The following is a 20,139-nucleotide window of genomic DNA, read 5'->3' as shown; positions in this document are numbered from 1 at the left end:
TGCTTATTGCATACAAGCCATCCCAATAGGTGATCCATCAGGAATTTTTGGTGCAGCAATTACCTTAAACTGTTCTGGAAATTTATAAAAGTCAGAAATTCTTCTTGCTATCTCTCCCCTGTAAGGATCTTTATCTTTTGACGCAACAGGGATTGTAATGTTTTTTAAAGCCAGTTTTTGCAATTGGGCATTGGCCAAAGCGTTCACTTGAGGATGTACCCCCTTGTGTGCTGCCAGATTCATGATATGGAAGAGTACACGAAAATTAATACTCTGCTGCACTTCATTGAGGTAAGCATCACTTTTTTTCTTCTCCAGGGTGTTTTTTACCAACATGTCAAAAACCTCGTCAAGCCCCAGTTGTTTAGGATCTAAACCTGTCTGTTGTATCAACCTGGATGCGCGCTCGGGATGCAATAGTAATGTCAGAGTCATATCTGCAGCCGTTTCTGCTGCTGATAATGCATCGAAAGATACTCCGGTTTTTCCTTTAAACGATTCCCGGGTTTTTTCATAGCCGATGGCCCTTGGTGGAAAGAGAGATAGTTTCTCTCTGGGAATTGCCAGATGCTGGGCGTCCAGGGTTGTAAGAATACTTTTAAGGGCATTTTCCTGCATCGTTCTTTCTACCACCTGCACTGTTGTTTGCCCATCTCCTTTTACGGTATAATTGTAATTTAGCCCACCAATTACCTTGGCCACGGCCTCGGTTTGGTAGCGGTGAAAGAAATACAGGGGGGCAAATACGTCTTCCAACACAGAATTGGGCTCATTTGAACGGATATTATCTATGGAAAAGTTATCAATGGCAACTTTTCTAATTTCTAAAACCTCACTGAGCTCGTCACTTGCACTTTTACCATTATCCCATAGGTGTGCCAGTACATGCGCCCCACCCATTGGTCTGGCATCCTGATCTGAAATATATCGAAGTCCGGCATTCTTGGCGTTATCCAGAATTACATTTAGCGCATCGCGTTCCACTGCCTCCTCTGCGAACTGCGAATAGGAATAAGCTACGGTAACCTTATCCCATGCCCCTATTCCGGTGTCATAGGCATTGGAAAAATCGATTTCCCCATTATTTAAACTAAATTGAGGATGCGGATAATCCATCACGGAAGCCCGGTTATTGGTACTTGCAGCAAAATTATGAGCAAAACCCAGAGTATGCCCAATTTCGTGAGCAGAGAGCTGTCGTATCCTTGCCAGGGCTAAATTTAGCATGGCCTCATGATTATCATCACGCTCGGCAAAAGGTTTGTTCATCAGAGCCTGGGCTATAAGGAAATCCTGTCGTATCCTGAGACTTCCCAGACTTACATGACCTTTAATGATTTCGCCAGTTCTGGGGTCTGTTATGCTGCTGCCATAGCTCCAACCTCTGGTAGACCTGTGCACCCACTGAATAACATTGTATCGCACGTCCAGGGGATCTGCATCGTCTGGTAAGATTTTTAGTTGAAAAGCATTTTTAAACCCTATGGCTTCAAAGGCCTCATTCCACCATCTGCCACCATCGAGCAAAGCAGAACGAACCGGTTCCGGAGTTCCATTATCCAAATAATAAATAATAGGTTCAACGGCCTCACTCATACTTGCTTCCGGCTGCTTCTTTTCCAACCTGTGGCGGGTAATAAATCGTTTTAGAATAGGCGATTCAACAGGAGTTGCGTAATCATAATAGCTAAAAGGATAAGAGCCACATCGCGGATCAAAGACCCTCTTTTTGTAATTGTCATCAGGCAGTGCTATAAAAGAATGATGTTGGGCTACCGTAACAAGTCCTGGATTAGGAGCAACAGATCTGATGAGGTCACCTTTTGGTTCTCCTTTAAAGGTTAATGTAACATCAAATTCCAGGTTTTTAGGAAAGCCCCTGGTCCGCTCCAATGCTAACGCACTTTTAGATTTATCCAGGGTATAAGAACCCTCTTTCGCCAGCTTTAAGCTCCTGGCCACTCCATGAGCATCCTGCATGAGAAAATCGGTTATATCAATAATGTACTTGCCGTTTTTCTCTTCCTCTATCTTAAAGCCCCAAAGCACCGATTTAGCAAAGGCCTGCTCTACAGATCTCCTTTCAAGTACATTATCTGTCAAGGCCCTGAATTGCATATTCGGCTGTATCAGCAAAAGTTTACTTCCTGACTTTTTAAAATACACAACTTGCTCATTTCCAAGTTGTCCTCTATCTAAACCTATATCATTACTTCCTATTCCACTACTAAGGGAATACACATAGAGAAACTCCGTGTTTAAATCCGTTACTTCAAGATATATCTTATCGGCACTATCGTCATAATAGAAATTAAAAAAACCATTAAATTTTTGATAATCTTTACTTTTCTCCGAGAATTGCGCCTGAAGTAAAGTGCAATAAAAAAATAGCAAGCAAATAGATAAAAAGTTGTTTCTTCTCATGTTATAGTTTTAATCCTCGTTAGCAAGCACTAAATTTAGATAATTTCCTCTTATAAATGCACATACTTTCTACATAGCATTTAGAACGAAATGTATTTGGGCATTCCGAACAAGATGGGGACCGACTCATAACCGATGGATTTCCAAAAAAGTGTGCTATTTTTGTTTCAAATTTTAGGAATGACAATTAGCACAGACCTTTATAAAGGTCTTTTAGATCGCCTTGGTGCGTTAAGGAGGTATCTTTGACATAGATGCCAAACTTATTGAAATAGAAAATGAGCAGGAGAAAACCCTGGCGCCAGATTTTTGGGACAACCCGCAGACAGCACAGGCGCATATGCGCTTTATACAGTCCAAAAAACAGTGGGTAGACGACTATAACGCGGCCAATACCTTATTAAGCGACTTGGAAGTCTTATTGGAATTTCTACAAGAAGGAGATGTTGGGGAGGCCGAGGTAGAACTCCACTACCAAAAGACGCTCGCGGCCATTGAAAAACTCGAATTTAAGAATATGCTTTCCGAAGAAGGCGATGAAATGACTGCCGTGCTCCAGATAACAGCCGGCGCAGGCGGGACAGAAAGTTGCGATTGGGCGGCTATGCTTATGAGGATGTATATTATGTGGAGCGAAAAAAATGGATATAAAATAAGAGAGTTGAACTACCAGGAAGGTGATGTTGCCGGCATTAAAACGGTAACATTGGAAATTGATGGCGATTATGCCTTTGGTTGGCTGAAAGGCGAGAATGGAGTACACAGATTAGTACGTATTTCTCCCTTTGATAGCAATGCGAAACGCCATACCTCATTTGCCTCTGTTTATGTATATCCACTTGTGGATGACAGCATAGAAATAGACATCAACCCATCGGATATTGAAATAACAACGGCAAGATCTAGCGGTGCCGGTGGTCAAAATGTAAATAAGGTTGAAACCAAAGTACAATTGGTGCACAAGCCATCAGGTATTCAAATTTCCTGCTCCGATTCCCGCTCTCAACACGATAACAGAGCAACGGCCATGAAAATGCTAAAATCGCAGCTCTACGAAATTGAACTTCGAAAAAAGCAGGAAGCCAGGGATGCAATAGAATCTTCCAAGATGAAAATAGAATGGGGCTCCCAAATCAGAAATTATGTGATGCATCCGTATAAATTGGTAAAGGATGTCAGAAGCGGGGAAGAAACCGGGAATGTCGATGCAGTGATGGACGGGCAAATTGATCAGTTCCTCAAAGCATATTTAATGATGACCGGGCAGAAAGAAGAATAAATTGCAGGCCGTTGGCTGCTGGCAGTAATCAGTAATTGCTAATCAGTATTCAGTATTCAGTATTAAAAAATAATTAAGTTTTAAGTTATGATTCAAATATATCACAATCCCAGATGTGCTAAGTCTCGTGAAGGTATAGCTTTTCTGGAGGCTTCCGGCAAATCATATGAAACCGTGCGCTATTTAGAAGAAACACCCGGCGAAAATGAACTGAAAGCCATTATAAAAAAGTTAGGTTATACGCCCATAGAGCTTGTCAGGAAGAAAGAAGCTATTTGGAAAGAAAACTTTAGAGGTAAATCCTTAAGCGATGATGAGATAATAGCTGCTATGATTAAGTACCCCAAGCTTATTGAACGGCCAATTATAATATCTGGTGACAAGGCGGTAGTAGGCCGGCCAGCTGAGAAGATTAATGAATTGTTTTAATGTTTTTCTGCTGATCAACAGCGTTTTACGGCACACTATTTGTGTCATTTTAACATACATTTAACCAATGGAGTTTAAACCTTCATCTATTTTTGACATCCAATACCCAATGCCGTTATGAATACTAATAAAATCTTTTTCCTAAGCATCCTGATAACGATTCTAACCCTACCCCTTGCTGAAGCTCAGTATGGCTACGGATATGGCAATACAAATAGATATGGCCGCCAAAGATCTGCTGTACCTCAGGCAGATACTACTCCCAAAAAAGAAGACCCACTCACCGCTGAGGAAATTGTCGCAAGGGAAATGCCGAAATTATCGGAAGCCCTTGAGCTGAACGAATTTGAGCATGCTGTTGTTTCTTCCATTCTCACCAAATATGTAAAGCAGAGTATTGAGCTACAATTGTTAAAGCTAGATCCGGATAAAACCCGGGAAGCTATGGAGAAAATTCGGGCAGGTCAGAAAGAAGAACTTATGGCAGGTCTTCCGGAAGACAAATACAATGCCCTGGTAGCCATTCAACAAGAAGGATATAAAAAGAAGAAAAAGAAAAAGAAAAAAAAGAAATCTAAAGATTAATTAATGCGCAAAACTCTACTGCCAATTTTTCTATTGGCAATATCATTTTCTTTTTCACAAAGACCACAGGGCCAGGGACAACGGCCAGACCCAATAAAAATTACTGGAACAGTTATAGATCAGGATTCCAAAGCCCCCTTAGAATACGCCACTATAATACTGCAGAGGGTAAGAAACCCGGAGCGGGTTACCGGAGGTATAACTGACGAAAATGGGAAATTTGATGTTGAGACCTATCCCGGCCTCTTCAACATACGGATAGAATACATATCATATACCACCTTTTCGCTCGAAAATCAGACCCTAAGATCATCTACAGATCTAGGGGTTATTGAACTGGCACTGGATGTTGAGCAACTTGAAGATGTAGAGCTAATTGGTGAAAGAACCACGGTTGAACTCCGACTGGACAAGAAAGTATACAATGTGGGCTCCGATCTGACTGTAAAAGGTGGATCTGTTACCGATGTTCTGGACAATGTCCCCTCTGTTTCGGTAGATGTGGAAGGTAATATTAGCCTGAGAGGTAATGAAAGTGTCCGTATCCTCATCAATGGGAAACCATCAGCCCTTTCTGGACTAAACCCCGAAACCCTGCAACAACTGCCTGCCGAGGCTATTGAGAAAGTAGAAGTTATAACTAACCCATCTGCAAGATATGATGCGGAAGGTACAGCAGGCATACTGAATATCATCCTGAAGCAGAGTAAAACTGCCGGAGTAAATGGCTCTATTTCTCTTAATGCCGGACAGCCAGATAACTATGGAGGCGCGCTAAGTCTGAATCTGAGGCGCGAAAAGTTCAACATTTTTACTAATACCTCTTACCGTTACAGGGATGCTCCGGGAAATGCGTTATTTGAACAGGAAAACTTTAATCCGGATGGCAGCACTGCCAGCTTTCAGGATGAAGAAAGAGATTATCAGCGGCAGAATGAGGGTTTCAATACCAATATTGGATTTGAGTATTTTATAGATGACAGCAGTAGTATTACCAATTCTCTTGTTTATCGCAATTCTGAAGGGGAAGATACTGTGGATATTGATTTCGAAAATTTTGATGCTCAGGGGAATCCCACAATTCAAAGAAACAGGTTCACTACAGAAACGGAAGACGAAGAAGATGTGCAATATTCTGTTAATTATAGAAAAGAATTTAATAAGGAGGGTCACGAACTCACTATGGATTATCAGTATTCAAGAGGATTTGAATTGGAAAATTCAATTATTAATGAAGTAGTACTTGGAGAAAATATCAAATTACCTACGGAACAAACCATTAATGACGAATCTCAGAAAAGGCAATTGCTTCAGGCAGACTATGTCCGGCCTTTTGGAAAGGATAATACCTCGCAGCTAGAATTGGGTTATAGAGGCACATTCAACAACTTCAATACAGATTTTGATTTTGGGGTTCTGGAGAATGGTGTTTTGGACAGCGATCCCAATTTTAGCAATGAGCTCAATTATAAGGAGTATGTAAACGCTGCATATATGCAACTGGGCACAAAGCTAAATAAGTTCAACATTTTAGGTGGTCTTAGAATGGAGGCTTCCGATATAGCAATAGAATTGGTAAATACGAATCAGCTAGAAAATAAGGATTATGTAGATTGGTTTCCTTCCTTGTTCCTAGGGTATGAATTTTCAGAAACTGAGCAACTCACGGTCAGTTACAGCAGAAGGCTCAGGCGTCCCCGATCAAGGTTTATAAACCCGTTTCCATCACGGTCCAGTAATACCAATTTATTTCAGGGGAACCCGGATCTGGATCCCACCTACACCAATGCTTTTGACCTTGGGTATCTAAAAAGATGGGATAAAATAACATTTACCACCTCGGCCTATTACAACCATTCTACTGGAGTATTTCAATTCATTACACAGGAGACGGGCGACTTTGTGGAAATAGATGACCCGGATGATCCGGCCAATCCGGTATTGGTCCCTGTGCAAACGAGAACTCCAATCAATCTTGCCACCGATGACCGAGTAGGAATGGAATTTACCACTACGTATACCCCCAAAAGAAGTTGGAGGCTTACCTGGAACTTTAATCTGTTTCAGCAAAAACTCAGGGGTGATTACTCTTATATCAATTTTCAAAATGAGGAAATCACCCAAAACTTTGATGCAGATAACTTAACCTGGTTCTCTCGTTTCAGTGCAAAAATCCCACTACCGGCGGCAATAGATTTTCAGACCAATCTGTTCTACAGGGGGCCAAGGGAAAATGCTCAGAGCAGATCTAAAGGTATATTGAGTACTAATTTGGCTTTTAGTAAGGACATTGTCAAAGACAAGGCAACGCTTTCCTTAAATGTGAGTGATTTGTTTAACAGCAGGAAAAGGCGAAGTGAAACCAGAACGGAAAATGTTTTTACCTACAGTGAATTTCAATGGAGACAGCGACAGGTGACATTGTCATTTCTTTACAGATTTAATCAACAGCAGCAGCAAAGAGGAAGGAATGGTAGAAGAAACGGTGGTGGAGATGACGATTTTGAATTTGAAGGATAATCCCTCTCCTACTTAAAACAAAAAAGAAGCCCATGGGCTTCTTTTTTTATGCTTCGCGTTTGGCGCGTTTCGCCTCACGTCTTTCTTTCCAAAGTTCTATTAAATTACCTCCCAACCAGTAGGGAACGACAAATAATAACAAAAACATCATCAGCCAAAACCCAATAGTAAGAATGGTTAAAAAGGCAAGAAATCCCAAGTACTGGTCAAATTCAAACATAATATTTCTTATTTGTGGTACAAAGATAGTTGGGAAGATGTAATACTGCAAATGAAAATATAAAAATCTCTGCTCAGATAAATTCCTTAATGCATCAAAAGGAATTAATTTGTTAAACCACTACATTTGTTAGAACTAAAACAGTCGCAAAATGAACTTTAGAATAGAGAAAGATACCATGGGTGAAGTAAAGGTCCCTTCTGATAAATATTGGGGAGCACAAACCGAGAGATCCAGAAACAATTTTAAAATAGGCCCCGAGGCTTCTATGCCTTTAGATGTGATCATGGGTTTTGCTTATCTGAAGAAGGCGGCTGCATATACTAACTGTGAATTGGGAGTATTAAGTGAAGACAAGCGAGACCTTATAGGGCAAGTATGTGATGAAATCCTTGAAGGTAAGCACAATGATCAATTCCCTTTGGTAATATGGCAAACCGGATCTGGCACACAGAGTAATATGAATGTAAATGAGGTCATCGCTAACAGGGCTCATGAATTGGCTGGCAAGGTTATTGGAGAAGGGGAAAAAACAATACAGCCGAATGATGATGTAAATAAATCGCAATCTTCAAATGACACTTTCCCCACAGGAATGCATATTGCGGCCTATAAGAAAATAGTGGAAGTAACCATCCCTGGTGTTACGCAATTGAAAGAGACTTTGAATAAGAAAGTAGCAGCCTTTAGTGATGTTGTGAAAATTGGACGAACCCACCTTATGGATGCTACTCCCCTAACCCTGGGGCAAGAGTTTTCTGGTTACGTTTCCCAATTAGAACACGGTCTGAAAGCTTTGCAGCATACTTTACCACATCTAAGCGAACTGGCACTTGGCGGAACAGCCGTAGGCACCGGTTTAAATACCCCCAAGGGATATGACGTGCTTGTGGCAAGATATATTTCGCAATTTACAGGACTGCCTTTCATAACGGCAGCTAACAAATTTGAAGCGCTGGCAGCTCATGATGCACTTGTAGAGAGTCATGGGGCATTAAAGCAACTTGCCGTTTCCCTCAATAAAATAGCTAACGATATTAGGATGATGGCCTCGGGGCCAAGATCAGGGATTGGTGAAATTACCATCCCGGCAAATGAACCGGGAAGCTCTATAATGCCGGGGAAAGTTAATCCGACACAATGTGAAGCCATGACCATGGTTTGCGCACAGGTAATGGGTAACGACGTGGCACTCTCTGTAGGAGGTACGCAGGGACACTATGAACTTAATGTTTTTAAGCCTATGATGGCCGCTAATATTCTTCAATCTGCCCAATTACTTGGGGATGCCTGTGTAAGTTTCGATGAGAATTGTGCCGTTGGAATAGCACCTAATACTGCCGTGATAAATGAACTTTTGAATAATTCTTTAATGCTGGTGACAGCTTTAAATACCAGAATTGGGTATTACAAAGCTGCTGAGATTGCCAATACGGCACATAAAAATGGGACTACTTTAAAAGAGGAAGCTATTAACTTAGGCTATGTTACTGCGGAGGAATATGAGGCATGGGTAAAACCGGAAGACATGGTTGGAGGCCTTAAATAGGTGAATTACCTGATAAATTAAAAAGGGGATGATCCGAAAATCATCCCCTTTTTTATATAAATGGATAGTGTCTGTATGCTATTTTAATGTGAACTTAGAAGTCGCCATTAATTTAAGCTTGTCATCATAAACATTTACCATGTAATTTCCTTTTTGGAAATCTCCTGCAGGCTTATTGATATAATCACAAACATCAAGGTTTTTGTTCTCATAGTAGAAGTTAGTTCCTTTGCTATAAGTAACAGAAGCACCATCATCATTAGACTTAGAAGCACCTCCACCAAGAATGTTACCTTGTGGATCTAATACTTCAAGTAAAAATTCTCTATCTCCGGCTTCAGCAATTACATTGTCTGCAACGGTAAAACAGATTTTGAATTTATCTGTAGATTTAGCTCTTGAAGTTGATACCAGTTTACCACTGTTGCGCTCTCTAACAGCATCAACAGTCAAAGTAGCCAGATTTAAGGCCGAACCTCTCTCAACAGCATCTGCCAACTGAGTATTTTGAACTACCAAAGAATCGTTGAATACAGTCTGCTTCTCTAGCTGAACGAAAGTGCTATCGCGTTGCATAGCTATCAGGGTGTTAGATTGAGTTAAAGAATCTACCTGAGCTAACAACTGCTCTCTTTCTTTTTTAAGGATGCTCACCTGATTTCTGTACCTTCTTAAAGTACCAAGGTCTGCCTTCATAGTTTTAACAGAATCAATATATTTTGCAATATTATCTCTTGCTGCAACCAATTCTTCATTAGTAGCATTGCTTTCAAGAATGGCTTTGTCATATTCTGACTTCAAGCTATTTAGGTCTTCTACTACCAACTCTTTTTCCTGAGTCAACATATTAGTAGTCTTCTTCTTGTCCTGATAAAGACTTACAGTGTAGATAATCGTACCCAAAAGAACTACAGCCAATAATCCTGCAATTACCTTCAATCCGTTATTACTTTTTGTTTCAGTCATAATGTTAAAAATTAATTACTCTTTAATTCTGGTTTAAATTGTTTGTTTGTTTCAGTCTATATACGGTTAATATTTTCATTTAGATTTTTTAGATTGAAAAAAATCGATTTTCTGTTAAATTTGACTACAGCAAATTGTAACTTTATACGGTTTATAGTTCTCAAACCTACCTAAATAAAGGGCTTTCAGGAGTTTTAATTAAAAATGCCTAAAAAAATGAAAAAAAAATATATTCCTGTATTTTGTTGTCTTTCAGCGCTAATAGCATGCAAGGAAGGCCCTAAAAATGAGCAAAATAAGACAGATACAACGGTTATTACCCAAAGTTCAGATGAAGTACCTTCATTAAAAATAGTGCCAATTGAACATGCCACGGCTATAATAGAATGGGGAGATATTACCATATATATAGACCCTGTAGGGGGTGCTGCCGCATTTAAAGGCCAAAAGAGGGCTGATCTCATTCTGATTACCGATATCCATGGTGACCATTTGAGCCTGGAAACTCTCGAAGAACTAGACAATGGAGTAGCAAAAATAATTGCTCCCAGGGCGGTTGCTGAATTGTTACCTAAAGAATTCACTCCTCTAATAGATGTACTTAACAATGGGGAGTCTAAGGAAAGGTTTGGCATATTGGTAGAAGCAGTTCCAATGTATAATTTAAGAGAGGAAGCGTTAAACTTTCATAAAAAAGGCCGAGGTAATGGCTATATTATTAATTTGGGGCCGCAACGCTTGTATTTTTCTGGCGATACAGAGGATATTCCGGAAATGAGGGAGTTAACAAACATAGATAAGGCATTCATCTGTATGAATTTACCGTATACTATGACCGAAGAAAGTGCAGCCGATGCCGTATTGCAATTTAAACCGAGGCAAGTATATCCATATCATTACAGGGGCAGACCTAACATCAGCGATGTAAACAAGTTTAAAGCCCTGGTAAATGCATCGGATCCGGAGATTGAAGTAGTGCTATTGGATTGGTACCCTGATAAATCCTATTAAAACGAATAAAATTATGTAACATTGGCGCTGCTTCTGAGTCTTACTAAAAGCTAAACATATTTAATATTTAATCTTTCAAAATCAACTAATAATTAAAACTTCATCAATGAAATTATCTTTTAGATTACTACTACTCGGCCTCTCGGCAGCTTTTGTCCTGGGTTGCGCCGAGGAAACGGATAAGAAGAACGAGATGTCAGAGTTCAAAGTACCGGTAGAATATTACAAACTGGATAACGGGCTCAAGGTTATTCTTTCCCAGGATAAAACGTCACCAACAGCAATAGTAGCAGTATATTATAATATTGGTTTCAGAATAGAACCCAAGGACCGAACTGGGTTTGCCCATTTGTTTGAACATATGATGTTCCAGGGTTCAAAAAACCTGGGTAAAATGGAATTTGTGAAACTTGTTCAACAGAACGGAGGAGTCTTAAATGGTTCTACGCGTTTTGATTTTACCAACTATTTTGAGATAGTCCCCTCCCACAAATTGGAGACCATGTTATGGGCAGAAGCCGACAGAATGCGGGGTCTGGATATAAGTCAGGATAACCTCACCAACCAGCAAGGAGTGGTGAAAAACGAGGTTAAAGTCAATGTGCTTAATCAGCCCTATGGAGGCTTTCCCTGGTTAGACATGCCACAATACGCCAACACCAATTGGTACAACGCACATAACTTCTACGGCGATCTGGAAGATTTAGACGCTGCAAATCTTGAGGATGTTGCCAGTTTCTTTAAAACCTATTACGCACCAAACAACGCGGCTATTTCTATAGTTGGAGATTTTGAAGTCGGGGAAACAAAAGAGTGGATTGAAAAGTACTTCGGAAACATTCCTGCATCGGAATTGCCTGAGAAACCAGATATTTCAGAGCCTAAACAAACGGAGGAAAAAACATTTGTAAAAAATGATTCTCTGGCCAATAAACCTGCAATTGCCCTCGCCTATCATATGCCCGAAAGAAATACGCCGGAGTATTATGCAATGGGACTTCTGGATCAGATATTAGTACAAGGTGATAACAGCCTTCTTGCCCAGAAATTAGTAAAGGATAATGGATATACATCTAATGTAAATGGTGGTATCAATTATTTGGGGAATATGTTTAATTATAATGGCCCCATGCTTTGGATGTATAACCTAACTTATGACCAGGAAACTTCAAAAGAAGATATTCTTAACGCAGTTGAGGAGGTTATGACAGAGCTGAAAACGAGTATTTCACAGGAGATGATAGACCGTGCTATTGTAAAAATAAGATCACAATTATACGATAATATTGGAGGTACATTTGGTTTGGGGAGAGCCGATTTACTCTGCAGTTTTGCACTTTTTGATGATGATCCGCAAAGAATTAATACGCTTGAGGAAGAGTTCAAGAAAATAAGCCCGGAAACAGTTAAAAGTGTCATTGACGACTATCTTATCGCTACTAACAGGACTATCCTGGAAGTTAACCCATTACTTGCAGAAAACGAAAAAACAAACTAGTTACATGAAAAATATAGCAATTTACCTCATAGCATTTCTATTTTCCCTGTCTCTTGTGAACGCGCAGGAAAAAGAACAACCTCCAAAGGGAGGCGAACCCAAAAACTTTACATTACCAAAAAAAGAAGTAGTTACCTATGATAACGGGCTTACTCTTGTAATGGTACCATACGGGTCTATCCCCAAGGCTAACATTCGTATTAGCATTAAAACCGGAAATATAGACGAACAGGAAGACCAGGTTTGGTTATCAGATTTATTGGCAGACTTGCTGGAGGAAGGTTCTACAACCAAAACAGCAAAAGAGATCGCCGATGAAATGGCCGGAATGGGCGGGAACCTCAATATTGGGGTTGGAGTCCATACCTCCAGGATAAGCTCTTCTGTACTTTACGAATTTGCCCCTGATGCTATTGCATTGATGGCAGAAGTATTGAAATCTCCAAAATGGCCAGCGGAAGAATTAGAGCGATTAAAGAATGATATGAAACGGAATTTGGCCGTAAATCTGTCTACTCCACAATCACAAGCCAACAGGGATTTCTTTGCGGAACTTTATCCGGATCACCCCTATGGAAGAGTATTCCCTACAGAGGCACAAATAGATTCATATACTGTAGAAGCAATACAAAAGTTCTATGATGAAAATTTTGGAGCCCTCAGAACCACCGTTTACGTGGCTGGCAACTTTGACAGGGAAGCAGTTACAAAGTCGGTTGAAGGAGCCCTGGGAGACTGGAGAAAAGGTAAAGAGGCCAATTATGTTATTGCCCAGCCGGTTACTGCAAACCAGGTGAAGATAATAGATCGTCCTGGGGCACCCCAGTCAACAATATATTATGGTCTTCCTGTAGCAGACCCATCTGATCCTGACTATATTGCTTTAGACGTTACTAATTCTATACTTGGAGGTTCATTTGCCTCTAGAATTACAAGTAACATCAGGGAAGATAAAGGATATACCTATTCGCCCTACAGCAGTTTACAGGCCAATTATAAATCCGGGGTGTGGTATCAGGTGGCAGATGTTACTACAGAGCATACCGGAGCTTCATTGACCGAGATTAAAAAAGAAATAGAGAAGCTACAGACCGAACCGCCCAGCCAGGAGGAACTGGATGGCATCATAAACTATGAATCGGGAATATATGTACTTCAAAATTCAACACCGAATGGGATAATTGGGCAATTGATATTTCTAGACACCCATGATCTGGATGAGTCATTTCTGACCAATAAGGTCAAAAACATGCATGCGGTTACTCCGGAAAAAGTCCGTGAGATGACCAAGAAATACATTAAGCCGGAGAACATGACCCTTATTGTTGTCGGGGACAAAGAGAAGATTGAAAATCAGATACAGCAGACTATGCAGCAACCTTTGAAGCAATAATAGTATTGCAAACAAAGAGAGCAGTTATCTTATTAATTTTTTATATTTAATACGCTTGGGCATGATATCTTTGCCCAGGCGTTTTTTCTTGTTCTCTTCATAGTCTGTAAATGACCCCTCATAGAAATATACCTGAGAATCCCCTTCAAAGGCCAATATATGGGTACAAATTCTATCCAGGAACCATCTGTCATGAGAGATCACAACCGCACAACCTGCGAAGTTTTCTAATCCTTCTTCTAAAGCCCTTAAGGTGTTCACATCCAAATCGTTAGTAGGCTCATCTAACAATAGCACGTTTCCTTCTTCTTTTAATGTCATCGCCAGGTGCAGCCTGTTTCTTTCCCCCCCCGAGAGCATACTTACTTTCTTGTTCTGTTCACTTCCGGAAAAGTTAAACCGGCTTAAATAGGCACGGGAGTTTACTTGTCTGCCACCCATCATTATTAATTCCTGGCTGTCGCTAAAATTCTCCCAAATGGTTTTATCCCTATTGATATTAGAGTGACTTTGGTCCACGTAGGCTATTTTTGCGGTCTCCCCTACCTTAAATTCTCCATCATCTGGTTGTTCTTCTCCCATTATCATTCTGAAAATGGTTGTTTTCCCTGCACCATTGGGCCCTATTACGCCCACAATACCGGCCTGGGGTAATTTAAAATTCAGATCTTCATACAAGAGTTTCTCGCCATATGCTTTACTTACCCCAATTGCTTCGATGACATTGGTACCTAAGCGTGGTCCGTTAGGTATATATATTTCCAGTTTCTCATCCAGCTTTTTTTGATCCTGGCTAAGGAGTTTATCGTAATTGTTTAGTCTTGCCTTTTGTTTAGCCTGCCTTCCTTTTGCTCCCTGTCTCACCCATTCTAGTTCACGTTCTAATGTTTTTTGACGTTTCCCGGCCTGCTTTTGTTCCTGGGCTAGTCGCTTGGATTTTTGGTCTAACCAGCTAGAGTAGTTTCCTTTCCAGGGAATACCTTCTCCACGATCCAATTCCAAAATCCACCCAGCAACATTGTCCAGAAAATATCTATCGTGCGTTACCGCAATCACGGTTCCCTTATATTGTGCCAGATGATGTTCTAACCAATGCACAGACTCCGCATCCAAATGGTTGGTAGGTTCATCCAGGAGCAATATTTCCGGTTCCTGAAGCAATAATCTACACAGCGCCACCCTTCTGCGTTCTCCTCCGGAAAGTACGGCAATTTTCTTGTCTGGTTCCGGGGTTCTCAGGGCGTCCATGGCAATTTCCAGTTTGGTATCCAGCTCCCAGGCGTTGGAGGCATCTATTTTATCCTGGAGTTCGGCTTGCTTGTCCATTAATTTTTGCATCTTATCCGCATCTTCATAAACTTCGGGCAAACCAAACATCTCGTTAATTTTGTTATACTCGTCCAGAATAGCAACGGTCTCTCCTACTCCCTCTTTAACAATGTCAAGTACTGTTTTATCTTCATCAAGCTGGGGTTCTTGCTCCAGATAGCCAACATTATATCCAGGAGAAAAAACAACATCTCCCTGATAGTTCTTATCCTCTCCGGCAATAATTCGGAGCAAGGTAGATTTACCAGAGCCATTCAGCCCCAGAATTCCAATTTTAGCACCATAAAAGAAGCTTAGGTAAATGTTCTTAATTACCGGAGTATTAGCATTCTTATAGGTTTTTGTAACCCCGGACATGGAGAAAATCACTTTCTTATCGTCGCTCATAATGTATTTATTCTGTAAATAGTTTGTTGAATATTAAGAAAATAGAAGTGTGTATTTAACTTTTAACATGAAGTAGTACATAGGGTTTCGGCAATCTAACGGATGCCTGAGGTTCTGTAAATCCCAAACAGATCAGTAGGCAAAACATAATACAACTTCAAAAAAATCAACTATCTAGCATTCCTGATTGTAAATGCTATACCCGGCCCTTCAGGGCATTAAATACCCATGCAACGGCAAAGAATCCCAAACCTACTGCTCCAAATCCCCAGCCAGCAACATCATCATATCTAAAGGCCCCTAGTGCCATTAGACCAAGGCCAACAATTATCATTATAAAAGTGGCCCATGCCAAGACTGTATTTTTATTCATTCCCATGTTAGTTGGTTTAGCTGAATCTCAAATATCGTAAATTTTAGAGGATATTTTAAGTGGTTTTACTAAACTTTATACTTCCGAAGGGAAGCTAATGCCGCATTTCTGTCTGATCTCATCCATGATGGCCATAAGATTTCGGCTGTCTTCAAGCGACCAAAGTTTACTTTGCTTCTGATTTTGATTAAGGCAATGATGTACTTCTTCTATTTCATGTGAATAGCCTTTACCAGTTGTAGGCAATTCAAATTGATGCAGTTCTCCATCTTTTTCCAGAGAATAGCCTTGAGATTGGTGCCAGCGCGAATGAAGAAATAAACTGCCTTCACTCCCTGCTATTTGGGCCTTCATTTCAGAATTGGAATTTAAACCACTATATAGCAATGCCTGGGCCGAAGGGTAATTGAATATCATAGATGTTTGTACTTCAACCCCTGTAGTATGAAAATTAGAAATAGCCTCTATACTATCAGGACTTCCCAACATGAGATACGATAAAAAGATAGGATAAATCCCTATATCCAAAAGAGAACCACCCGCCAGCGCCGGATTTAATAATCTCCCCTGCTCACTGCGGTCCAGGGCGTAAAAAGCAAAGTCTGCATGAAGGTAGCCTACTTTTCCAATGTTACCTTCAGCAATAAGCTGCTTCACTTTTTTTATTGAGGGGTTAAACCTGCTCCACATGGCTTCCATTAGAAATACTCCGTTCTGCTCTGCAGCCGCAATCATCTTCTCTACCTCAAGAGAGTTAATTCCAAATGGTTTTTCGCATAAAACACCCTTTCCCATATTCATGGCCATAACAGACAATTCTGCATGCGATGTATGGGGGGTGGCGATATAAACAACATCTATTTCCTTACACCGAAATAATTCTTCATAACTGCCAAATTGATAGTCGGCCTTATACAGATTTCCAAATTCAACGGCCTTGTCCAGGCTTCTTGAGGCCACGCCAACCAGTCGGCCTCCATTAACGAGTTCCAGATCTTTTGCAAAGCTGTGCGCAATATTACCCAAGCCTATGATTCCCCAACCTATTGTTTTTGTCATATGTGAATTTATTTTTGTCAAAGTTAGTCAATTATACTCCTTATCTTTATAGGTGTTAAGAAACGTAAATTTTAGCATGGATATCAACTTCAACAAAAACGAAGATCACAACAAACTACTACTCTCAGATTTAAAGAAAAGACTGGTAAAGGTAAAACTAGGCGGCGGTAAATCAAGAATTGAAAAACAAAATGCCCAGGGAAAAATGACGGCCAGAGAACGTTTAGATTATCTCCTTGATAATTCAAATAACGCTATAGAGATTGGGGCATTAGTGGGTGAAGGTATGTATGAAGAACACGGTGGGTGCCCCTCTGGTGGTGTTGTAATAAAAATTGGTCATGTCAAAGGCAGATTATGCGTAGTAGTTGCCAATGATGCAACAGTAAAAGCCGGTGCCTGGTTTCCAATTACCGGCAAAAAGAATTTAAGAGCGCAGGAAATAGCAATGGAAAACAGACTACCTATAATTTATTTGGTAGACAGTGCAGGAGTTTATCTTCCCATGCAAAGTGAGATCTTCCCGGATAAAGAACACTTTGGCCGTATTTTCCGCAACAATGCAGTGATGAGCAGTATGGGAATACCCCAAATAGCTGCAGTTATGGGGAGTTGCGTGGCTGGTGGTGCCTACCTGCCAATAATGAGTGATGAGGCGCTTATTGTAGATAAAACGGGAAGCATTTTTCTTGCTGGCAGTTATTTGGTAAAAGCTGCAATAGGCGAAGATATTGATAATGAATCCCTTGGTGGGGCCACAACGCATTGTGAAATAAGTGGCGTAACAGATTATAAATCAAAAGATGACAAAGATGCCCTGGACACTATTAAAAATTTAATAGATAAACTCGGCACTCCCAATTATGCAGGTTTCAACAGGGACAAAGCACTCCCTCCTAAAGAAGACACTTCGGCAATTTACGGTATTCTGCCAGACACCCGGACAGAACAATACGACATGCTCGAGATCATTAAGCGCCTGGTAGACGATTCTGAATTTCAACAATACAAAGAGGGCTTTGGTAAAACACTATTAACCGGTTATGCCCGCATAGACGGATGGGCAGTTGGCATAGTAGCCAACCAGCGCAAAGTGATAAAGACCAAACAGGGCGAAATGCGTTTCGGAGGGGTTATATACTCAGATTCTGCTGATAAGGCCACCAGATTTATTGCCAACTGTAATCAGAAGAAAATTCCATTGGTTTTCCTACAAGATGTCACAGGCTTTATGGTAGGAAGTAAAAGTGAACACGGCGGCATAATTAAGGATGGTGCCAAAATGGTGAATGCAGTTAGTAATTCTGTTGTTCCCAAATTTACAGTGGTTATAGGAAACAGCTATGGCGCCGGGAATTATGCGATGTGCGGTAAAGCTTATGATCCCAGGCTTATAATGGCCTGGCCAAGTGCAGAATTAGCGGTTATGGGCGGTAATTCAGCAGCTAAGGTCTTACTGCAAATAGAAAAAGCTTCGCTCTTAAAAAAAGGAGAAAAGATCAGCACGGCTAAAGAGGAGGCGCTCTATAAAGAAATTAAGGAGCGATATGATACCCAAAGCTCTCCGTATTATGCAGCAGCTCGCTTATGGACAGATGGCGTAATTGATCCTTTGGATACCAGAAAATGGATTTCAACCGGAATTGAAGCGGCGAATAATGCGCCGATAGAGAAGGCATTTAATATGGGAGTGTTGCAAGTGTAACACAACCGTGGTCAAGATCACCTGTTATAAATTCTAGTTGCCCTGATGTTTTTTAACCCTAGGGATCAGCAATAAGTCTGTTTGCCTTCCATTAACATATCTGAACCCCTCTTCCCCGAAGAACCCGGCTTCCTCGAGCATTATTCTTATATCCCTTTTCCATTCCGGAATTGTGATTGTTGTATTCAACTCTATTGCATAAACCGTATTGGGGTTAAGGGGATAATTCTCCCCATCATCTTTCATCACGCCGTCCTGGGAATCCCACATGCCAATGGTTGTCCCTGCAGAATGTCCATACATTCCCAATGGGTGAGTATAAATAGCAGGTTGTAGTCCGGCTGCCCTCGCCTGTTGCAGCGCAGTAGCCAGAATCTCATTGCCTGTTCTCCCCTTTATCATATTCCTCGTTAGAAAATCTTGCACCCTGTTCCCGGCCTTTAAGCCATTGCGGAGAAATTCAGGGGCCTGGGTTTCTTCTGGTTTAAGTACATAAGCCAGTTCCTGGCAATCTGTATTTAATCGTAAATAGGTTATCCCAAAATCGCAATGCAACAAATCTCCTGGTAAAATGACCATATCATCCGGCCTTCCCGAAAATGAATATAAATGACTCACTAGATTTTCACTGCTGCGTTGTATGTCTACTGTGGGATGAAACCAGGTTTCCAAACCCATATCGGTAACTTTTTGACGCATCCACCACTCTACTTCAGTTGTGGTGGTAATTCCTGCCGTTATCACTTGTTCACTAAAGGCCTCTTCAATGATATCATGCGTAATATCTACCAATTGATCATAGATGACCATTTCACGTTTTGTCCTGGTCTCTATCCAACCAACAGCTAGCTGCTCCGCAGACACCACATTCTTGTGAAACGCTTTTGGCAGGTTTTGCATAAATTCATCATAATCTGTCTTATCCAGCCCATCCGCTATATTGTGGTCCTTAGAAAAATTAAGTGCAATTTTACTTGGATTTCGCTCAGCTATCAACTCTATCAGGCGCTTCCACTGATCTGGCTGCTTTTCTTTGTCCCAGGCAGAGGTAATATTGTTACCTACATCGTATCGGGCAACAGCCAGCTTTTCAATAGTATTATTTTCCTTATTGCGATAGAACAACAAAATTGTTCTCCTTCGCGCATTTAACCATGTTGCGGGTAACATAGTCCTTAAGACAGGATCCTCATTGTACTCTCGGGATATAAGTAACCACATATCAATTCCAGTCCGGTCCATAAGCTCAGGAAGCAGATTATTAAAACGGTCTTCCAGGATTTCATCTATCACTTTTGCCCGCTCACTTTCTGGTAATACACGCTGGGCTTGTAATGATAAACATAGGAACAGTAAAAGAAGAGTAATTGTGCGATTCATAAAATTGCTTTTTACGAGTATATGCTCAAAAG

Annotated in this window: 16 protein-coding genes; 9 read left to right on the top strand and 7 right to left on the bottom strand. The window is 40.8% G+C overall.

Annotated elements, in window-relative coordinates; translation table 11 throughout:
• Nucleotides 1–3: 3 nt before the first annotated feature.
• A complete protein-coding gene (locus J1G40_RS10270; protein WP_265242543.1) occupies nucleotides 4–2,424 on the bottom strand; it encodes a zinc-dependent metalloprotease in 2,421 nt (806 codons plus the stop codon).
• Nucleotides 2,425–2,604: 180 nt separating this feature from the next.
• Here J1G40_RS10270 and prfB point away from each other — a divergent pair.
• The 4 genes from prfB (at nucleotide 2,605) to J1G40_RS10250 (ending at nucleotide 7,237) form a co-directional block, all read left to right on the top strand.
• Nucleotides 2,605–3,703, top strand: a protein-coding gene (prfB, locus tag J1G40_RS10265) for a peptide chain release factor 2 (protein ID WP_265242542.1) whose coding sequence is annotated in 2 segments (ribosomal slippage) — nucleotides 2,605–2,670 and nucleotides 2,672–3,703 — 1,098 coding nt in all. Because the reading frame shifts where the segments join, the coding sequence is not laid out codon by codon here.
• An 87-nt stretch (nucleotides 3,704–3,790) separates the two neighbouring features.
• Nucleotides 3,791–4,132, top strand: a complete 342-nt coding sequence (gene arsC, locus J1G40_RS10260) for an arsenate reductase (glutaredoxin) (RefSeq protein WP_265242541.1) — start codon at nucleotides 3,791–3,793, stop codon at nucleotides 4,130–4,132.
• Nucleotides 4,133–4,249: 117 nt separating this feature from the next.
• On the top strand, nucleotides 4,250–4,717 hold the full coding sequence (locus J1G40_RS10255; protein ID WP_265242540.1) for a hypothetical protein: 468 nt from the start codon (nucleotides 4,250–4,252) through the stop codon (nucleotides 4,715–4,717).
• Between the two features lie 3 nt (nucleotides 4,718–4,720).
• Nucleotides 4,721–7,237: a TonB-dependent receptor domain-containing protein gene (locus J1G40_RS10250; RefSeq protein WP_265242539.1), complete on the top strand. Its 2,517-nt coding sequence runs from the start codon at nucleotides 4,721–4,723 to the stop codon at nucleotides 7,235–7,237.
• Between the two features lie 46 nt (nucleotides 7,238–7,283).
• On the opposite strand, the gene J1G40_RS10245 is transcribed toward J1G40_RS10250, so the two are convergent.
• Nucleotides 7,284–7,457, bottom strand: a complete 174-nt coding sequence (locus tag J1G40_RS10245) for a hypothetical protein (protein WP_265242538.1) — start codon at nucleotides 7,455–7,457, stop codon at nucleotides 7,284–7,286.
• A gap of 151 nt (nucleotides 7,458–7,608) precedes the next feature.
• Here J1G40_RS10245 and fumC point away from each other — a divergent pair, with 151 nt between their 5' ends.
• Nucleotides 7,609–9,006 (top strand): class II fumarate hydratase, encoded by a 1,398-nt coding sequence (gene fumC, locus J1G40_RS10240; protein WP_265242537.1) that lies wholly within the window; start codon nucleotides 7,609–7,611, stop codon nucleotides 9,004–9,006.
• 78 nt (nucleotides 9,007–9,084) lie between these two features.
• Here fumC and J1G40_RS10235 read toward each other — a convergent pair whose 3' ends face one another.
• Nucleotides 9,085–9,972 carry a hypothetical protein gene (locus J1G40_RS10235; RefSeq protein WP_265242536.1) on the bottom strand — a complete coding sequence of 296 codons (888 nt, stop codon included), beginning with the start codon at nucleotides 9,970–9,972 and terminating at the stop codon, nucleotides 9,085–9,087.
• A gap of 216 nt (nucleotides 9,973–10,188) precedes the next feature.
• Between J1G40_RS10235 and J1G40_RS10230 the strand changes: the two genes are divergently transcribed.
• From J1G40_RS10230 to J1G40_RS10220, 3 genes are all read left to right on the top strand, one after another.
• A complete protein-coding gene (locus J1G40_RS10230) occupies nucleotides 10,189–10,983 on the top strand; it encodes an MBL fold metallo-hydrolase (RefSeq protein ID WP_265242535.1) in 795 nt (264 codons plus the stop codon).
• Between the two features lie 106 nt (nucleotides 10,984–11,089).
• Nucleotides 11,090–12,481: a M16 family metallopeptidase gene (locus tag J1G40_RS10225; protein WP_265242534.1), complete on the top strand. Its 1,392-nt coding sequence runs from the start codon at nucleotides 11,090–11,092 to the stop codon at nucleotides 12,479–12,481.
• Nucleotides 12,482–12,485: 4 nt separating this feature from the next.
• Nucleotides 12,486–13,874 carry a M16 family metallopeptidase gene (locus tag J1G40_RS10220; RefSeq protein WP_265242533.1) on the top strand — a complete coding sequence of 463 codons (1,389 nt, stop codon included), beginning with the start codon at nucleotides 12,486–12,488 and terminating at the stop codon, nucleotides 13,872–13,874.
• 24 nt (nucleotides 13,875–13,898) lie between these two features.
• Here the strand turns inward: J1G40_RS10220 and ettA are convergent, their stop codons facing one another.
• The 3 genes from ettA to J1G40_RS10205 form a co-directional block, all read right to left on the bottom strand.
• On the bottom strand, nucleotides 13,899–15,590 hold the full coding sequence (gene ettA, locus J1G40_RS10215) for an energy-dependent translational throttle protein EttA (RefSeq protein WP_265242532.1): 1,692 nt from the start codon (nucleotides 15,588–15,590) through the stop codon (nucleotides 13,899–13,901).
• A 196-nt stretch (nucleotides 15,591–15,786) separates the two neighbouring features.
• On the bottom strand, nucleotides 15,787–15,969 hold the full coding sequence (locus tag J1G40_RS10210; RefSeq protein ID WP_265242531.1) for a CAL67264 family membrane protein: 183 nt from the start codon (nucleotides 15,967–15,969) through the stop codon (nucleotides 15,787–15,789).
• Between the two features lie 69 nt (nucleotides 15,970–16,038).
• Nucleotides 16,039–17,022 carry a Gfo/Idh/MocA family protein gene (locus J1G40_RS10205; RefSeq protein WP_265242530.1) on the bottom strand — a complete coding sequence of 328 codons (984 nt, stop codon included), beginning with the start codon at nucleotides 17,020–17,022 and terminating at the stop codon, nucleotides 16,039–16,041.
• Nucleotides 17,023–17,098: 76 nt separating this feature from the next.
• Between J1G40_RS10205 and J1G40_RS10200 the strand changes: the two genes are divergently transcribed.
• Nucleotides 17,099–18,727 carry an acyl-CoA carboxylase subunit beta gene (locus J1G40_RS10200; protein ID WP_265242529.1) on the top strand — a complete coding sequence of 543 codons (1,629 nt, stop codon included), beginning with the start codon at nucleotides 17,099–17,101 and terminating at the stop codon, nucleotides 18,725–18,727.
• 33 nt (nucleotides 18,728–18,760) lie between these two features.
• Here J1G40_RS10200 and J1G40_RS10195 read toward each other — a convergent pair whose 3' ends face one another.
• A complete protein-coding gene (locus J1G40_RS10195; RefSeq protein ID WP_265242528.1) occupies nucleotides 18,761–20,107 on the bottom strand; it encodes an aminopeptidase P family protein in 1,347 nt (448 codons plus the stop codon).
• Nucleotides 20,108–20,139: the final 32 nt, after the last annotated feature.

This window comes from Muriicola sp. Z0-33 (assembly GCF_026126425.1).
Classification (GTDB): Bacteria; Bacteroidota; Bacteroidia; order Flavobacteriales; family Flavobacteriaceae; genus JAFMPW01.
Note: the sequence above shows the minus strand (reverse complement) of the source record. Positions and strands in the feature narration are given on the sequence as shown.

Coding starts and splice junctions, on each gene's coding strand:
- fumC (WP_265242537.1), top strand. CDS start 7,609: ATGAACTTTAGAATAGAGAAAGATACCATGGGTGAAGTAAAGGTCCCT.
- J1G40_RS10210 (WP_265242531.1), bottom strand. CDS start 15,969: ATGGGAATGAATAAAAATACAGTCTTGGCATGGGCCACTTTTATAATG.
- ettA (WP_265242532.1), bottom strand. CDS start 15,590: ATGAGCGACGATAAGAAAGTGATTTTCTCCATGTCCGGGGTTACAAAA.
- J1G40_RS10270 (WP_265242543.1), bottom strand. CDS start 2,424: ATGAGAAGAAACAACTTTTTATCTATTTGCTTGCTATTTTTTTATTGC.
- J1G40_RS10205 (WP_265242530.1), bottom strand. CDS start 17,022: ATGACAAAAACAATAGGTTGGGGAATCATAGGCTTGGGTAATATTGCG.
- J1G40_RS10245 (WP_265242538.1), bottom strand. CDS start 7,457: ATGTTTGAATTTGACCAGTACTTGGGATTTCTTGCCTTTTTAACCATT.
- J1G40_RS10255 (WP_265242540.1), top strand. CDS start 4,250: ATGAATACTAATAAAATCTTTTTCCTAAGCATCCTGATAACGATTCTA.
- J1G40_RS10220 (WP_265242533.1), top strand. CDS start 12,486: ATGAAAAATATAGCAATTTACCTCATAGCATTTCTATTTTCCCTGTCT.
- J1G40_RS10230 (WP_265242535.1), top strand. CDS start 10,189: ATGAAAAAAAAATATATTCCTGTATTTTGTTGTCTTTCAGCGCTAATA.
- J1G40_RS10235 (WP_265242536.1), bottom strand. CDS start 9,972: ATGACTGAAACAAAAAGTAATAACGGATTGAAGGTAATTGCAGGATTA.
- J1G40_RS10195 (WP_265242528.1), bottom strand. CDS start 20,107: ATGAATCGCACAATTACTCTTCTTTTACTGTTCCTATGTTTATCATTA.
- J1G40_RS10250 (WP_265242539.1), top strand. CDS start 4,721: ATGCGCAAAACTCTACTGCCAATTTTTCTATTGGCAATATCATTTTCT.
- arsC (WP_265242541.1), top strand. CDS start 3,791: ATGATTCAAATATATCACAATCCCAGATGTGCTAAGTCTCGTGAAGGT.
- J1G40_RS10200 (WP_265242529.1), top strand. CDS start 17,099: ATGGATATCAACTTCAACAAAAACGAAGATCACAACAAACTACTACTC.
- J1G40_RS10225 (WP_265242534.1), top strand. CDS start 11,090: ATGAAATTATCTTTTAGATTACTACTACTCGGCCTCTCGGCAGCTTTT.